Source organism: Bradyrhizobium sp. 23AC, from assembly GCF_054863025.1.
On record NZ_JAVAYN010000001.1, the window covers coordinates 137,853 to 153,791 of the forward strand.

Here is a 15,939-nt window from a genome sequence, read left to right on the forward strand (position 1 = left end):
GTGCGGGCTTTGTCGTTTCCTCCCGCAGTCTCTGTGCTAGCGTCGCCGGCAACATTGGCACGCCAGAAGCCGGTGACAAAGCAACGAGGAAACATATGTCCGATCCGCTCCACGCATCGTCCCCGACTTGCGCGCAGACGCTACGGGCGTTGTCGCGCTATCCCGGTCGCACTGCTTTCGCATGGCCCGAGGGATCGCTGAGCTATCAGGGAACGATCGACCTGATCGGACGCATCCAGGGCGTGTTCATGCGGCTTGGACTGCAGGCGGGCGCGCGCGTCGCCTTCCTCACCGCGAACCGCGCCGACAGCTGGTGCGCCGGCGTTGCCGCGCAATTGTCGCGGCTCTGCATCACCTGGCTGCATCCGCTGGGATCGCTGGAGGACCAGCTGTTCCAGCTCGAGGATTCCGAGGCCGAGATGCTGGTGGTCGACGCGGCCGCCTTCCGCGACCGTGGCGGCGAGCTTTCCGCGAGGGCGAGCCGGCTGAAGGCGACCTTCACGACGGGGCCGGCCGGTTACGGTGTCGATCTGCTGGCGGCGATCGAGAGCGCGGGACACGCCAGCGCGCTGTGCCTCGCCGGCCTCGACGATCTCTCCACGCTGAACTACACCGGTGGCACCACCGGAAAATCCAAAGGCGCGCTGCGCTATCACCGCGAGAATGCCGGAGCAGCCGCCGCGATCCTCGCCGATTTCGAGATCCCCGACGCTGCACGCTATCTCACGGTCGCCCCGATCAGCCATGTCGCGGGCACGAAAGTGCTGCCGACCCTGATGCGCGGCGGCACCGTGCACATGCTGAAGGGATTCGATCCCGAGGCCGTGCTGACCACGATCGCGCGCGAGCGCATCAACTTCACGCTGTTCGTGCCGACCATGATCTACGTCCTGCTCGACCATCCCTCGCTCGGCAAGACCGATCTGTCCTCGCTCGAGCTGGTGCTCTACGGGGCGTCGGCGATGTCGCCGAGCCGGCTGGTCGAGGGCATCGAGCGGATCGGGCCGGTGTTCTCGCAGCTTTACGGGCAGACCGAATGCTATCCCGTCTCGGTGCTGCGCAAGGCGGACCATGATCTCAAGACACCGGAACTGTTCCTGTCCTGCGGCTTCCCGATCGCGGCCTGCGAGGTCAAAATCCTCGACGACAACGACCAGGAGGTGAAGACGGGTGAGGCCGGCGAGATCTGCGTGCGGGCCCCGCACGTGATGGCGGAATACTGGAAGCGGCCCGACATCACCGCCGAGACGCTGAAGAACGGCTGGGTCCACACCGGCGACATCGCGCGCAAGGACGAGCGTGGCTACATGTTCATCCTCGACCGCAAGAAGGACATGATCGTGTCCGGCGGCTTCAACATCTTCCCGCGCGAGGTCGAGGACGTGCTGTCGCAGCACGCCGACGTCGCCATGGTCGCGGTCGTCGGCATTCCCGACGAGAAATGGGGCGAGGCCGTCACCGCCATCGTCGTGCCGCGCGAGGGCGCAAGGCCCGATCCGGACGAGTTGATCAACCTCGTGAAGACGCGAAAAGGCTCGGCGCATGCCCCGAAGCAGATCCAGTTCGTCAAGCAATTGCCGATGACCGGCGTCGGCAAGGTCGACAAGAAGGTATTGCGTGCGGGGTTCTGGAGCGGGCGGGACCGAATGGTGGGGTAAATACCCCGGGATTTTACGGTGTGATTGTGGCCCCGGCACCACAACGAGCAACGGAGTATGCGCCGGCGATGGCCGCCCGATTGCAGGCGAATCAGGGAATCAACTAGACCGCTGACGGGGCTGGGAAGCGGAGTAAGAAATGAGAGTCGCTTCCCTGGAAAGTGCAGTCGCCGCGGTCACCTTGATCACGGCTATCGTCGTGGTGCTGTGGGAGATCAAGATCTTCTACGGAATGTGAACTGGCAGGATGCCTCGTCGCACACGACCAAGCATCCCTTCCGCGGCGGCGGAAGCCTGCCCGTTCAATCGGCTCACAGAGCAACCGCTGCAAGGGCCGTCACGCTTACCGCTTCTCGATCACTAGGCTCTGCACCGCGCGGCCGAAATAGCCTTGCCTATCCGCCAGCCGCGACATTGCGAGCCCCGCGCCGTCGGGGCCGATCCAGGAGTCGCCGTCGAGCAGAATCCAATCGCCGACGGGCTGGCGCGAAAAATTCACGGTGAGGTCGGCGTTGATGTAGGTCCAGGCACGGAAGTCGAGGGTCGAGGCGGTGCCGTTGGAGAAATCGGCGGCGACCACGGCACGCATGGCCTGCGAGATTGCTTCGCCGGCAATCAGCGGATGGTCGACGCGAAACCAGATCGCGCCGGCGCCGGCCTGGCCGAAGCGGCCGCGCGCGGCGCGCATCGAGACCGAACGCACGAACGGGCTGGTGGCGGCGTGACCATCCTCGACCAGCGAGTCCTCCGGCATGGGCAGCGTCACCGGCAGCGCCTTGACGTCGTCGGGCAACGACAGCGCTTGGCGCCTGATCTTGAGCACGGTGGCGCCGACGACCTGCACGCCGTCGGCGAGCAGCTTGATTTCGCAGAGCTGGATCTTGCGGCCCTCGCGCAAGACCTCGGTCGCGATCGTCAGCGGCGCGACCGGAACGGGCCGCATCAGATCGATGGTGACGCGCGCGATGTCCATCGGAGCAGGCGTCGGAATGCGTTCGGCCGCCCATGTCACCAGCGACGCCGGCGCCGAGCCGTGCTGCATGCGCCGGTCCCAGGGACCGGCGGCATCCGGACTGGTGACGACGCTGTTGCCGTCGACGCGGTAGATGGGGGGCATATTGGCTCGGTCTCTCGGCTGGCGTTCCCCGGACGCTGCGCAGCGCGTAGCGGTGCGCAGCAGAGCCGGGGTCCATGCGTTGCAATGGGTCCCGGCTCTGCGCAGCAGCGTTGCACGCTGCGGCGCGTCCGAGAGAGAACTACAACGGCGGATCGATCGCCTCGTCGTATTCCTTCTTGAAGCGCGCGATCAATTCGGCGGCGGGCAGGATGCCCTCGACGCTGCCGATGCCCTGGCCCGAGCCCCAGATTTCCTTCCAGGCCTTCGGCTTGGCGCGCTCGCCGGAAGCGTCGGTGCCGAAATTCATCTTGGACGGATCGGAGGTCGGCAGATTTTCCGGATCCATGCCGGCGGCGAGGATGGAGGGTTTCAGATAATTGCCGTGCACGCCGGTGAAGAGGTTGGAATAGACGATGTCGTCGGCGGTCGATCCCGCGATCATCTCCTTGTACTTCTCCACCGCATTGGCTTCCTTGGTCGCGATGAAGGCCGAGCCAATATAGGCGAAGTCGGCCCCCAAGATGCGCGCGGCGCGGATTGCCTTGCCGTTGCCGATCGCCCCCGACAGCGCGATCGGGCCGTCGAACCATTTTCGCGTCTCGGCGACGAAGGCCAGCGGCGAAATGGTGCCGGCATGGCCGCCGGCGCCGGCCGCGACCAGGATCAGGCCATCCGCGCCCTTCTCGATCGCCTTGTGGGCGAATTTCTGGTTGATCACGTCGTGGAAGACGATGCCGCCCCAGCCGTGCACGGCCTGGTTCAGTTCCTCGCGTGCGCCGAGCGAGGAGATGATCATCGGCACCTTGTACTTGGCGCAGAGCTGCATGTCGTGATCGAGCCGGTTGTTTGACTTGTGCACGATCTGGTTGACCGCGAACGGCGCCGAGGGCTTGTCGGGATGGGCGCGGTCATAGGCCGCGAGCTCCTCGGTGATGCGCGCCAGCCATTCGTCGAGCAGCTCCGGCGGCCGCGCGTTCAGCGACGGAAACGAGCCGACCACACCCGCCTTGCACTGCGCGATCACGAGATCGGGCACCGAGATGATGAAGAGCGGCGAGCCGATCACGGGGATCGACAGGCGTCCTTTGAACAAGGCAGGCATGGACATTGCGGGACGATCCTCTGTTGGCAAGTCAATGGAAGGTTGACCGCCATACCAACAAGGCAATCTTTCCACTGTCAAGTATTGCGTTTTGTCGCCGGAGCGGATGCCTGGGCAGCAATTTCCAAGCAGCGGAATTCGCCTCTCCGTCATTCCGGGGCGCGCCTCTTGGCGCGAACCCGGAATCCATCGGGCGTCAGCGCGAATGGTCGAATGGATTCCGGGTTCGCGCTTCCGCGCGCCCCGGAATGACGAGAGGCGAGAGCTGCTCCTACCCGATCATATCCGGATTGATCAGCCGCTCGAACGAGAACATCTCGTCCCACTTCTCCTGCGTCAGCAGCTTGCGCTCGGTCACCACGATCTGGTGCAGCGACTTGCCGCTCTTGTAGCCTTCGCGCGCGATCTCGGCGCATTGCTTGTAGCCGAGCAGCGGCTTCAGCACCGTGACGATGCCGAGCGAGTTGAGCACCATGTTGCGGGTGTGCTCCTCGTTGGCGGTGATGCCGACGACGCAATTCTCGCGCAGGCTGTTGACCGCGCGCTCCATGGTGCGGATCGAGAAGAACAGCGCGAACGAGATCACCGGCTCCATCACGTTGAGCTGGAGCTGGCCCGCTGACGCGGCCAGCGTCACCGTGGTGTCGAGCCCGATGACGAGGAAGCTGGTCTGGTTGACGACCTCGGGGATCACGGGATTGACCTTGCCCGGCATGATCGAGGAGCCCGGCTGCAACTGCGGCAGGTTGATCTCGTTGAAGCCGGCACGCGGTCCGGAGGCGAGCAGGCGGATGTCGTTGCAGATCTTGGTCAGCTTGCTCGCGGTGCGCTTCAACACGCCCGAGAGCTGCACATAGGCGCCGGTGTCCGAAGTCGCCTCGACGAGGTCGCCGGCGAGGATGAAGTCGACGCCGGTCAGCGCGCTGAGGTGCCGGACCGCGAGCTTGGGATAGCCGACCGCAGCCGTGACGGAGGTTCCGATCGCGGTGGCGCCGAGATTGATCTCGCGCAGCAGCGCACGCGCTTCCGAGATGCGGTCGACCTCCTCGCCGATCGTGGTGCCCCAGCCCCGGAATTCGGCCCCGAGCGACATCGGCACGGCATCCTGCAGATGTGTGCGGCCCATCTTCAGCACACGGTCGAACTCGCGACCCTTGGCGAAGAAAGCTTCCTGGAGCTGACGCAGCGCGGTCATGTAGCTCTCGAGCCGCAGGATCAGCGCGAGACGAAAGGCGGTCGGATAGGTGTCGTTGGTCGACTGGCCGTAATTGACGTGATCGTTCGGGCTGACGTGCTGATAGTCGCCCTTGCCGAAGCCGAGCGATTCCAGCGCGAGGTTCGCGATCACCTCGTTGGCGTTCATGTTGGTGGAGGTGCCGGCGCCGCCCTGGATGAAGTCGGTGACGAACTGGTCCATCATGTCGCCGGCGATCACGCGGTCACAGCCGAGGATGATCGCGTCCGCGACCTTGGCCTCGATCGCGCCGAGATCGCGATTGGCCATGGCGGCTGCCTTCTTGACGTAACCGAGCGCCTTCACGAAGTAAGGCTCCTGGTTCATCGGAACGCCGGTGATGTGGAAGTTCTCCTTACCCCGGATGGTCTGGACGCCGTAATAGATGTCGTCGGCGATCTCACGCTGTCCGAGGAAGTCCTGCTCCGTACGGCTCATGGGCGCTCCTTGTTGCTCGCGCGACGTCCTTTAGTTCTGGCACAGCGCGCTGGTCACGAAAGTATCGGTGCGGCAGTCGTCCGGCTTGCGAGCCCTGCCGGGAATCAGGACCTTGGCCGAGCATTTTTCCGCGGAGTCGGCATTCAGGCTCTTGCCGTCCTTGTAACCCTTGCTCTGGCAGAGCTGGTCGGCGGCCTGCTTGCAATCGGGCGCGCCGTTGGACGAGGCCGGACAGGCCACCCGGCCCGACACCATGGTCGAGGGCTTTGCCAGCCGCGACAGATCGTTCATGGTCTCGCTCGGGCTTTTGATCGGCGGCAGGATCGAGGGCAGCTTGTCGAACAGCTTGCCCATTTCATTGATCAGCCCGGGATTTTCCGCTGCCGGCGGCGCCGATGGAGCGGGCGTCGACGGCTGAGGCGCGGCCTGCGGCCCCTGTTCCTGCAAGCCAAGCGCCGGCGGAGCGGATTGCGGCCATCCGGTCCCGGCGGCACCGAACAGGACCAGCAGCACTGCTGATATCAGCGTCCCGAGCCGCAAGGCCGGATTGCCGGATCGAACCATCATGACGGCAACCGTAGCCGAACCCGGCCCGGCGGCAAAGCGCTGTGGATCTAGATCAACTTGATCGCCACCACGAAGCCGAGCACCAGCACGGCGGCACCGACCGCCACCACGAGACCGAGATGCTTCTCGATCTGGACCCGGATCCAGTCGCCATAGCGGTTGAGCAGGATGGCGACGATGAAGAAGCGTCCGCCGCGCGCGACGATCGAGCAGATGGTGAACAACAAGATGTTGTAGCCGGCAAAGCCCGAGGTGATGGTGACGAGCTTGTAGGGGATCGGCGTCAAACCCTTGAGCAGGATGATCACCGCGCCCCACTCCGCATAGGAGGCACGGAAGGCATCGACCTTGTCGCCGAGGCCGTAGACCTGGATCAGCCAATGACCGACCGAGTCGAACAGCAGCGCGCCGATGGCGTAGCCCAGGATGCCGCCGAGTACAGAGGTGATGGTGCAGACGGTCGCGTAGAGCCAGGCGCGCTGCGGGCGCGCCAGCGACATCGGGATCAGCATCACATCCGGCGGCACCGGAAAGAAGGAGCTTTCGGCGAAAGAGACCGCTCCCATGATCCAGAGCGCGTAGGGCTTGTGAGCGGCGTCGATGCACCAGTCGTAAATACGTTTCAGCATGGCGCCGCGATGAAGCACCATAGGACGGATTTGTCCATGCCGAGATTGAGGCGAATTATGACGTTTCGAGCATGATCCGGAAAAGTGTGCGGCGGTTTTCCGGAAAGATCATGCTCAAACAAGAAGCTAAAGCGCGATGAACCATTCACCTTGATCCCATCGCGCTTTAGTGGCGCTTGCGCGCGGCACGCCCCTCGAGCGCGACAATTGGCCGCCTGGCAGCCACGCGCGGTGACGCGACCTTGGGCAGCTTCATCGGCGATTTCGGCAGCTTCTCGGCGATGCCGAGCATGTCTTCCCGCCGCGTCATCTCGCGCCAGACGTCCTCGGGGCGCACGCCCGCAGAGGCCCAGAGCACGGTGAGATTGTACAAGAGATCGGCGCTTTCCCGGATCACGGCGTCAGTATCGCCGTTGACGGCATCGATCACGACCTCGATGGCCTCTTCGGCGAGCTTCTTTGCCATTTTCGAGGGCCCGCGCTGAAACAGCCGGGCCGTACGCGATGTTGCCGGATCAAGATCCCTGGCCGCGAGCACAGCCAGATATAGCCGCTCAAGCGAATCACTCATGGTACTCAAAACTACTCTAAACAAATGGCGAGCGTGTTAACGCGCGGCAATAAAAGCAGAAAACAGGCCGGCGCGGCAAGCGCGACGGCCTGTCATGGTCAACTCCATCTGCCAGAGCTAGTAGCAGTTCTGGTAGTAACCTTGGCCGCAGAACTCGGACGGAGCGGTGCCGCCGTAGCGCTGATATTGGAAGTTCGGGCCTGGACCATAATAGGGCCCGTAGGCAGGGCCGCTGTAATAGGCGGGACCGCCGTAATAGCCATAGCCCGGACCGTAGTCATAGGCATAGGAGTCACGGGTCGCGGCGATGGCAAGACCGGTGCCGATGGCCGCGAAAGCCGCAGCTGCGGCCGCGCCGCCTCCACCACCATGCCAATGACGGCCACCTGCATAGGACGCGGTCGGGGCAAGCGCAGTCAGCGCCAGCACCGCGGCGGTGGCAAGAACGGCCTTTCGGCCCGCAAACTTGGAGAATCGCTCGAACATGTCTTGGGCCCTCCTTGGGACCTGGAATGGACGCCTGCGGACAGGCTCATGCCTTTCAAACCCGCACAGCCTAAGTTGGGTTCCCCAACCCCAACACAAGCTGAACGGGGTTGCGTAATCGTGCCGCAACCGCCGCTCATCTGCCGTTCATGTTGGCGCGGAGAGACTGGTCGCAGCCGGCGCCGCAAAGCGTCACGAAACCATAACAATGCGGAACCGGCGCAATCGATGTCAGGATTCAAGACGACCGCCCTCCGTTGGCTGCTGGCCCTCTCGATCTCGCTTGCAACGCTCGTTGCACGCGATGTCAGTGCGGCCGAGACCGCTGCGCCGTCCATTGCGATTCACTTCACCTTCGACCGTCCGTTGGACGCGAGCATGGCGCCGTTCTTCCTTGCGGCGAAGGACGGCAGGTTCGGCGCCGAACGTCTCAACGTGTCCTTCAACAGCGCAGCCGGATCGCCGGAGGCGCTCGCACGCGTCGCCAAGGGCGACAGCGAGCTTGCGCTGGTCGACATCAACGAGCTGATCCGCCTTCGCGACAGGGAGGACTCGGCGCCGGTCAAGGCGGTGTTCGTGCTGTTCAACCGCGCGCCCTACGCGATCGTCGCACGCAGGAGCCGCGGCATCCATCTCTTGCCTGATCTCGACGGCAAGACCGTCGGCGTTGCCGACGGCGATCTGTCGATGCGGCTGTGGCCGGCGCTGGCGCAGCAGAACGGCATCAAGGCATCGCGCGTCAGATTCCACAAGATCGGCGCCGCGGTCCGCGAGCCGATCCTGTCCGCAGGGCAGGTCGATGCCGTCGCAGGCTTCAACTATCTCTCCGCGGTGAACCTGCGCGACCGCGGCGTGCCCGGAGCCGATCTCGTCGTGCTGCGTTATGCCGACTATGGCTGCGAGGCCTATGGCTTCGCCGTGGTGGTCAATCCCGCCTTCGCCGCGGCGAAGCCGGACGCCGTGAAGGGCTTCGTCCGCGCCTTGATCGCCGGCATCAATGCGACCATCAAGGAGCCGGCACGTGCGGCGGACGAGGCCGCTGGCCGCATCGACGACGGCGACCGCGACCTGGAGCTGGAGCGCCTGCGCACCGTCCTCGTCGACAACATCCTGACCGACGAGGTCAAGCGCAACGGCCTCGGCGGCGTCGAGCCGGCGCGCCTGGAGCGCTCGATCGACCAGATCGCGCAGGATTTCAAATTCCGCAAGCGGCCCACGGCGGGCGACATCTTCGACGACCGGTTCCTGCCGCCGATCGCGGGGCGGCTGATCAACTGAGCAAAACTGACAGCTTCCGCTATATCTCCCGCGCGATCCCTGCTTAAAATACGGGCTCCGTTACCCGCTCGAGTTCGTTGCCCGCATGCCCATCCTCCGTCTCTACACACGTGTTCTCGAACTGCTCGGCAAGGAGGCGCGGCTGGGCTGGCTGCTCGCGGTCGCCAATCTCCTGCTCGCGGGCTCGCAATTCGCCGAGCCCGTGCTGTTCGGGCGGATCGTCGACGTGCTGTCGGGCAAGACGGTGGCCGGGTCGAGCTCGGCCTGGCCGTTCCTGGTAGCCTGGGTCGCGTTCGGGCTCTTCACCATTCTCTGCAGCGCGCTCGTGGCCTTGCAGGCCGACCGGCTCTCGCACCGCCAGCGCCAAGCGGTGCTGACCGATTATTTCGAGCACATCCTGCAATTGCCGCTGACCTTCCACTCCGGAACCCATTCGGGCCGGCTGATGAAGGTGATGCTCAACGGCACCGACGCCTTGTGGCGGCTGTGGCTCGGCTTCTTCCGTGAGCACTTTGCCGCGATCCTCTCGGTCGTGGTGCTGCTGCCGCTGTCGCTCTACCTGAACTGGCGGCTCGCGATCCTGCTGTTCGTGCTCTGCATCGTCTTCACCGCACTGACGACCTTCGTGGTGCGCAAGACCTTCGGCATGCAGATGGCGGTCGAGGAGCAATATAGCGAGCTGTCCGCGCGCGCCTCCGATGCGCTCGGCAATGTCGCGCTGGTTCAGAGCTTCGTGCGCGTCGAATCCGAGGTGAAGGGGCTGCGCTCCGTCGCCGACGAGTTGCTGGCCGCGCAGATGCCGGTGCTGTCGTGGTGGGCGCTCGTCACCGTCATCACGCGCGCCTCCACCACCATCACCGTGCTCGCGATCTTCGCGCTCGGCATCGCGCTGCACGACCAGGGGCTCACCTCGGTCGGCGAGATCGTGATGTTCGTGAGCTTTGCGACGCTGCTGATCCAGAAGCTCGAGCAGGTGGTGAGCTTCATCAACAACGTGTTCATGGAAGCGCCCCGCCTGCGCGAGTTCTTCAATGTGCTCGACGCCGTGCCCGCGGTGCACGACCGGCTCGACGCAATCGACGCCGGCAGGCTGTCGGGCCTCGTCGAGTTCAACGACGTCACCTTTTCCTATGACGGCAAGCGGCCGGCGATCGAGGACCTCACCTTCACCGCACTGCCCGGCCAGACCATCGCGCTGGTCGGCCCGACCGGTGCCGGCAAATCCACCGCGATCGCGCTGTTGCATCGCGCCTTCGACCCGCAGTCGGGTTTCATCAAGATCGACGGCATGGACGTGCGCGGCGTCACGCTGACCTCGCTGCGGCGGAATATCGGCGTCGTGTTCCAGGAGGCGCTGCTGTTCAACCGCTCGATCGCGGAGAATCTGCGCGTCGGCAAGCCGGACGCGACCGAGGCCGAAATGCGCAAGGCGGCCGAGCGGGCGCAGGCGCTCGATTTCATCGAGCGCAGCGGCGGCTTCGAGACCAATGCCGGCGAGCGCGGCCGCATGCTGTCCGGCGGCGAGCGGCAGCGGCTGTCGATCGCCCGCGCGCTGTTGAAGGACCCGCCGATCCTGATCCTGGACGAGGCCACCTCCGCGCTCGATGCCGTCACCGAAGCCAAGGTGAATGCCGCTCTCGACGAAGTGATGAAGGGCCGCACCACCTTCGTGATCGCCCACCGCCTCTCCACCATCCGCAACGCCACGCGGATCCTGGTGTTCGAGAACGGACGGGTGATCGAAAGTGGAACTTTCGATGAACTCGTGGCCAAGAGCGGCCATTTCGCCGAGCTCGCCAGGGCCCAGTTCATGGTTCACGAGACCACACGGGCCAGTGTGACAGCCGCAGAGGCTGCTGCGACTGCTGCCAAATCCCCGTAGCAAGTCCCCACAGGATCGTCGAAATTCGGCCTATTTCATTGCGGAATACCCAGCTCATGCCCCTGTTCTCGACGCACCAGCCGGTATAGGTTTGCGGCGCCGCAAGCGGCGGCGCTGGATTTCAGAACCGACGATCAGATCACGAGCACCGCCCGTATCAGGCGGGTCTCCAAGGACCGGAATCGGATAGTGCACGCCCTACGCCCGCTGCTTCGCAAATCCCTGTTCAACCTGTTCGCTGCGACGCTCGCATGTGCCGCGCTGCTTGCGCCGCGCGCGGCGAGCGCCGAAGCGCTGCTGCTGATCGAGGCCGACAGCGGTAAGGTGTTGCAGGCCGACAACGCGACCATTCCCTGGTATCCGGCCTCCGTCACCAAGATCATGACAGCCTATGTGACGTTGAGGGCAGTCAAGGACGGCAGGCTGACGCTCGACACGCTGCTCACGGTATCGCCGACGGCGGCCTCGCAGTCGCCCTCGAAGATGGGGTTCCGTCCGGGAACGCAGCTCACCGTCGACAACGCGTTGAAGATGATGATGGTCAAGTCGGCGAACGACATGGCCGTGGTGCTCGCCGAAGGCATCGGCGGTTCGATCGACGGTTTTTCCGCGATGATGAACGACACCGCGAAGAGACTCGGCATGACGCAGACCAGCTACGTCAATCCGAACGGCCTGCCCGCCGACGGCCAGATCACGTCGGCGCGCGACCTCGGCATCCTCGCACGCTCGTTCCTGCGCGACCTGCCGGAATACGAATACTTCGTGCACATCCCGGCGATCCGCTTCGGCAAGCGCACCACCGGCAATTTCAACAAGCTGATCGGCCGCTATCCTGGCGCCGACGGTTTCAAGACCGGCTTCATCTGTGCCTCCGGCTACAACCTCGTCGCCTCGGCCACGCGCAACGGCCGCCGGCTGATCGCGGTGGTGCTCGGTGCCAATTCCGGCACTGCGCGCGCGGTGAAGGCGGCGCAGCTGCTGGAGCGCGGCTTCGGCCAGGACAATCTGACGTGGCTGCGCCCCTCGCTCGGCACGGTCGATAACCTCGTGCCGGTCGACGCCTCGCCGCCGAACCTGCGCGACGAGATGTGCGGCGGCCATCGCAAGCGGCCGGCCAGCGACGACGACGATGCACTGATCGCGGCCAATGGCGCGACGTCCGGATCGGCCTCGGCCACCGGCGGCGAAGCCCAGGTGACCTTCTTCACCGCCGGCCTCCAGCCGCCCCTGATGAAGGCCTCCGAGCTGATGGCCTCAGCTCCGGCGGCGACCGAGCCCGTGCTGGTCTATACCGGCCCAACCCGCACCGGCACCGCCCTGATCGCGGCGGTCGCGGCCGATGCCGACCAGCAGACGGCGTCCAAGCCGCGTGGCAAGAAGTCGCGCGTGGCCAAGAAGCCTGACGCGGCCGACAAGCCGAAAGACGCGGGCAAGGACCCCGCCAAGGACACCAAGACGGCGGCCGTGAAGCCTGTCGCCAAGCCGGCTGAGGCCAAGAAAAACGATAAGAGCAACGATAAGAGCGACGGCAAGACTGCGACGAAGCCGGCGGCGCCCAAGCATGCTGCCGCCAAGCACGACGCGGCGGCAAAACCCGCCGAGAAGCCCGCGGCTAGCAGCGATCAGAAGCCCGCCAAGCCCAAGGCCGCGACCAAGCCCGCCGCCAAGCCGGCCAACAACAGTTAACGGCGCGCCGAGCCGGGCCCCCCGCGCTTCGCACCTGCGGCAGCGCGGTTACGCGACGATTCCAGTAGCCACTTCCTGACCTATGTCTTAAGCCTCGACGACTTGCCACCCGTTCCGGCAGGCTCGATACTGGCAGCAATGAGGCAAGCCCGAGACACAGCGGGCTCTGGTAGATGAGGGGAGTTTTCCATGGAGCGCATCTGGCTCAAGCAATATCCGCCCGGCGTGCCCGCCGATATCGAGCCGACCCAATACGCATCGCTGGTCGACCTTCTTGAAGAGAGCTTCACCAAGTTCGCCGACCGCAAGGCGTTCATCTGCATGGACAAGTCCATCAGCTATCGCGACCTCGACCAGATGTCGGTCGCGCTCGCCGCCTATTTGCAGGGCCGCGGGCTGCAGCGCGGCGCCCGCATCGCCATCATGATGCCGAACGTGCTGCAATATCCGATCGCGACGGCTGCCGCGCTGCGCGCCGGTTTCGCGGTGGTCAACGTCAATCCGCTCTACACCCCACGTGAGCTCGAGCACCAGCTCAAGGATTCCGGCGCCGAAGCCATCATCGTGCTGGAGAATTTCGCTCACACCGTCGAGCAGGTGATCGCCAAGACGCAGGTGAAGCACGTGATCGTCGGCAGCATGGGCGATCTGCTCGGCTTCAAGGGCGTGATCGTCAATCTCGTCGTCCGCCGCGTCAAGAAGATGGTACCGGCATGGTCGCTGCCGGGCTCGGTCTCTTTCAACGATGCGGTGTCGGCCGGCCGCGGCATGACCTTCAACAAGCCAAAACTCTCGCCGGGCGACGTCGCCTTCCTGCAATATACCGGCGGCACCACCGGCGTCTCCAAGGGCGCCACCCTGCTCCACCGCAACATCGTGGCCAACGTCCTGCAGAACGACGCCTGGCTCCAGCCGGCGCTCGCCGCGCCGCCGCATGTCGACCAGCTCATGATCGTCTGCGCGCTGCCGCTCTATCACATCTTCGCGCTGACGGCCTGCTACCTGCTCGCGGTGCGCGCCGGTGGCTGCAATCTCCTGATCCCCAACCCGCGCGACATCGCCGGCTTCGTCAAGGAGCTGGCGAAATACCAGGTCAACAGCTTCCCGGCCGTGAACACGCTCTACAACGGCCTGATGCACCACCCTGATTTCAAGAAGCTCGACTTCTCCAAGCTGAAGATCTCCAACGGCGGCGGCATGGCGGTGCAACGCCCCGTGGCCGATCAATGGAAGGCGATCACCGGCTGCTTCATCGCCGAGGGTTACGGCCTGTCGGAGACTTCGCCGACGCTGACCTGCAATCCGGCAACGGCAACCGAGTTCACCGGGACGATCGGCATTCCCGTGCCATCGACCTACATCTCGATCCGCGACGACGACGGCAACGAGGTGCCGCTCGGCCAGGCGGGCGAGATCTGCGCCAAGGGTCCGCAGGTGATGTCGGGCTACTGGAACAGGCCCGAGGAGACCGCCAAGGTGATGACCGCGGACGGCTATTTCCGCACCGGCGACATCGGCATCATGGACGAGAAGGGCTATACCAAGATCGTCGACCGCAAGAAGGACATGATCCTGGTCTCCGGCTTCAACGTCTATCCCAACGAGATCGAGGAAGTGATCGCGAGCCATCCGGGCGTGCTCGAATGCGCCGTGATCGGCATCCCCGATTCCAAGTCGGGCGAAGCGGTGAAGGCTTTCGTGGTGAAGAAGGATCAGAACCTCACCGCCGAGGCCGTGATCAAATTCTGTCACGAGCAGCTCACCGGCTACAAGGTGCCCAAGCACATCGAATTCCGCAGCGACCTGCCCAAGACCAATGTCGGCAAGATCCTGCGACGCGAACTGCGCGACGAGAAAAAGGCTCAGGCGGCGTAAGCGGGTCGCCGGTTCATGACCGCGGTTGGCGATATCGCGCCATCGGGCATTCTCGCCTTCTGGCGCGAGGCCGGCCGCGAGCGCTGGTACAAGCGCGACGACGCCTTCGATGCCGAGGTCAGGCGCCGCTTCCTTGCTTTGTGGCAGAAGGCGGTCGCCGGCGAGCTCGCGTCATGGGAGGCAAGCGATGACGGCGCACTCGCGCTGGTCATCGTGCTCGATCAATTCCCCCGCAACATGTTCCGCGGCACGCCCCAGGCCTTTGCCAGCGATGCTCAGGCGCGCGACGTCGCCCGCCGGGCGATCGATCGCGGTGTCGATGCCAGGGTCGATCCGGTCCTGCTCGAATTCCTTTATCTGCCCCTCATGCATTCCGAGCACCTTCCTGACCAGCTGCACTGCGTCGCTTTGTTTCAGAACACCGAGAATGCCGAAAACCTGAAATACGCCCGGGAGCACGCCGACATCATCCAGCGGTTCGGCCGGTTTCCCCACCGCAACCGGCTGCTCGGCCGCGACAGCACCGAGGAAGAGCAGGCCTTCCTCGACAAGGGCGGCTTCGCCGGTTGATGACATCACGGTGAAGGGGCCCCACCCCCACCGCTTCGCCCGCCGGCAATATTGTGCAGGCCCGCCGCACGGTCTAATAAGCGGGATCGATATTCAGGGAGACCGACAATGGCGATCCAGACTGGCGACAAGCTGCCCGAGGCGAAATTCCGCGTGATGACGGCGGAAGGCCCGCAGGTGAAGACCACCGACGATATCTTCAAGGGCAAGAAGGTGGCGCTGTTCGCGGTGCCCGGCGCCTATACCGGCACCTGCCACAAGATGCATCTGCCGAGCATCTTCCTCAACGCCTATGCCATGAAGGACAAGGGCGTCGACAGCATCGCCATCGTGTCCGTCAACGACGCCTTCGTCATGAACGCCTGGAAGCGCGACACCGACCAGCGCGACGAGGCCATCTTCCTCGCCGACGGCAATGCCGAATTCGCCAAGGCGATCGGCATGGAGCTGGACGCCTCCGCCAACGGCCTCGGCATCCGCTCCAAGCGCTATTCGATGCTGGTCGAGGACGGTGTGGTCAAGAAGCTCAACCTCGAGGCGATGCCCGGCAAGGTCGAAGTCTCCGGCGGCGATACGCTGCTCGGGCAGCTCTGAGCTTCTCTTAGCGACAAGAGATACTGTCATGCCCCGGCTTGACCGGGGCATCCAGTACGCCGAGCCGTCTCGGCTCAATCACAACCGTCTCTGGGATACTGGATCGCCCGGTCAAGCCGGGCGATGACAGTTGAGAGTGGAGCGCCGACAGCGGCGAAACTGCCGTAGGGTGGGCAAAGGCGCGTTAGCGCCGTGCCCACCACTTTTACCTTCAAGAGAAAACGGTGGGCACGCTTCGCTTTGCCCACC

Annotated in this window: 14 protein-coding genes; 7 read left to right on the forward strand and 7 right to left on the reverse strand. The window is 64.6% G+C overall.

Translation table 11 applies throughout. The features are described from left to right. Positions 1–95 precede the first annotated feature (95 nt). Positions 96–1,658, forward strand: coding sequence for an AMP-binding protein (locus RAD10_RS00645; RefSeq protein WP_461615917.1), 1,563 nt, complete (start codon positions 96–98; stop codon positions 1,656–1,658). Between the two features lie 343 nt (positions 1,659–2,001). Here the strand turns inward: RAD10_RS00645 and RAD10_RS00650 are convergent, their stop codons facing one another. The 7 genes from RAD10_RS00650 to RAD10_RS00680 all read right to left on the reverse strand — a co-directional run bounded on the left by RAD10_RS00650 (position 2,002) and on the right by RAD10_RS00680 (position 7,802). Then, complete coding sequence (locus RAD10_RS00650; protein ID WP_461615918.1) at positions 2,002–2,775, reverse strand: thioesterase family protein; 774 nt, start codon at positions 2,773–2,775, stop codon at positions 2,002–2,004. Between the two features lie 139 nt (positions 2,776–2,914). Then, positions 2,915–3,883, reverse strand: coding sequence for an NAD(P)H-dependent flavin oxidoreductase (locus tag RAD10_RS00655; RefSeq protein ID WP_461615919.1), 969 nt, complete (start codon positions 3,881–3,883; stop codon positions 2,915–2,917). 265 nt (positions 3,884–4,148) lie between these two features. Continuing rightward, complete coding sequence (locus RAD10_RS00660; RefSeq protein WP_461615920.1) at positions 4,149–5,549, reverse strand: aspartate ammonia-lyase; 1,401 nt, start codon at positions 5,547–5,549, stop codon at positions 4,149–4,151. Between the two features lie 30 nt (positions 5,550–5,579). Further along, positions 5,580–6,116: a hypothetical protein gene (locus RAD10_RS00665; protein ID WP_461615921.1), complete on the reverse strand. Its 537-nt coding sequence runs from the start codon at positions 6,114–6,116 to the stop codon at positions 5,580–5,582. A 47-nt stretch (positions 6,117–6,163) separates the two neighbouring features. After that, on the reverse strand, positions 6,164–6,766 hold the full coding sequence (locus tag RAD10_RS00670) for a YqaA family protein (protein WP_201760106.1): 603 nt from the start codon (positions 6,764–6,766) through the stop codon (positions 6,164–6,166). Positions 6,767–6,911: 145 nt separating this feature from the next. Beyond that, a complete protein-coding gene (hisE, locus tag RAD10_RS00675; RefSeq protein ID WP_091955803.1) occupies positions 6,912–7,316 on the reverse strand; it encodes a phosphoribosyl-ATP diphosphatase in 405 nt (134 codons plus the stop codon). Positions 7,317–7,433: 117 nt separating this feature from the next. After that, entirely contained in the window at positions 7,434–7,802 is a 369-nt protein-coding gene (locus tag RAD10_RS00680) for a hypothetical protein (RefSeq protein ID WP_018321320.1), read from the reverse strand. Between the two features lie 228 nt (positions 7,803–8,030). On the opposite strand from RAD10_RS00680, the gene RAD10_RS00685 reads away from it, so the two are divergent. From RAD10_RS00685 to RAD10_RS00710, 6 genes are all read left to right on the forward strand, one after another. Next, the gene (locus tag RAD10_RS00685; protein WP_461615922.1) at positions 8,031–9,080 is read left to right on the forward strand and encodes an ABC transporter substrate-binding protein; all 1,050 of its coding nucleotides are present in this window, start codon (positions 8,031–8,033) and stop codon (positions 9,078–9,080) included. 85 nt (positions 9,081–9,165) lie between these two features. After that, positions 9,166–10,962 (forward strand): glucan ABC transporter ATP-binding protein/ permease, encoded by a 1,797-nt coding sequence (locus RAD10_RS00690; protein WP_461615923.1) that lies wholly within the window; start codon positions 9,166–9,168, stop codon positions 10,960–10,962. A gap of 189 nt (positions 10,963–11,151) precedes the next feature. After that, a complete protein-coding gene (locus RAD10_RS00695; protein WP_461615924.1) occupies positions 11,152–12,651 on the forward strand; it encodes a D-alanyl-D-alanine carboxypeptidase family protein in 1,500 nt (499 codons plus the stop codon). Between the two features lie 189 nt (positions 12,652–12,840). After that, positions 12,841–14,526, forward strand: a complete 1,686-nt coding sequence (locus RAD10_RS00700) for a long-chain fatty acid--CoA ligase (RefSeq protein WP_091955795.1) — start codon at positions 12,841–12,843, stop codon at positions 14,524–14,526. Positions 14,527–14,541: 15 nt separating this feature from the next. Beyond that, positions 14,542–15,096 carry a DUF924 family protein gene (locus RAD10_RS00705; protein ID WP_461615925.1) on the forward strand — a complete coding sequence of 185 codons (555 nt, stop codon included), beginning with the start codon at positions 14,542–14,544 and terminating at the stop codon, positions 15,094–15,096. 108 nt (positions 15,097–15,204) lie between these two features. Further along, positions 15,205–15,690 (forward strand): peroxiredoxin, encoded by a 486-nt coding sequence (locus RAD10_RS00710; RefSeq protein WP_091955791.1) that lies wholly within the window; start codon positions 15,205–15,207, stop codon positions 15,688–15,690. Positions 15,691–15,939: the final 249 nt, after the last annotated feature.

Bases quoted from the DNA above. Each gene is read 5' to 3' on its own strand.
- RAD10_RS00665 (WP_461615921.1), bottom strand. From the start codon at position 6,116: ATGATGGTTCGATCCGGCAATCCGGCCTTGCGGCTCGGGACGCTGATA.
- RAD10_RS00650 (WP_461615918.1), bottom strand. From the start codon at position 2,775: ATGCCCCCCATCTACCGCGTCGACGGCAACAGCGTCGTCACCAGTCCG.
- hisE (WP_091955803.1), bottom strand. From the start codon at position 7,316: ATGAGTGATTCGCTTGAGCGGCTATATCTGGCTGTGCTCGCGGCCAGG.
- RAD10_RS00670 (WP_201760106.1), bottom strand. From the start codon at position 6,766: ATGGTGCTTCATCGCGGCGCCATGCTGAAACGTATTTACGACTGGTGC.
- RAD10_RS00690 (WP_461615923.1), top strand. From the start codon at position 9,166: ATGCCCATCCTCCGTCTCTACACACGTGTTCTCGAACTGCTCGGCAAG.
- RAD10_RS00710 (WP_091955791.1), top strand. From the start codon at position 15,205: ATGGCGATCCAGACTGGCGACAAGCTGCCCGAGGCGAAATTCCGCGTG.
- RAD10_RS00660 (WP_461615920.1), bottom strand. From the start codon at position 5,549: ATGAGCCGTACGGAGCAGGACTTCCTCGGACAGCGTGAGATCGCCGAC.
- RAD10_RS00700 (WP_091955795.1), top strand. From the start codon at position 12,841: ATGGAGCGCATCTGGCTCAAGCAATATCCGCCCGGCGTGCCCGCCGAT.
- RAD10_RS00645 (WP_461615917.1), top strand. From the start codon at position 96: ATGTCCGATCCGCTCCACGCATCGTCCCCGACTTGCGCGCAGACGCTA.
- RAD10_RS00680 (WP_018321320.1), bottom strand. From the start codon at position 7,802: ATGTTCGAGCGATTCTCCAAGTTTGCGGGCCGAAAGGCCGTTCTTGCC.
- RAD10_RS00685 (WP_461615922.1), top strand. From the start codon at position 8,031: ATGTCAGGATTCAAGACGACCGCCCTCCGTTGGCTGCTGGCCCTCTCG.
- RAD10_RS00705 (WP_461615925.1), top strand. From the start codon at position 14,542: ATGACCGCGGTTGGCGATATCGCGCCATCGGGCATTCTCGCCTTCTGG.
- RAD10_RS00655 (WP_461615919.1), bottom strand. From the start codon at position 3,883: ATGTCCATGCCTGCCTTGTTCAAAGGACGCCTGTCGATCCCCGTGATC.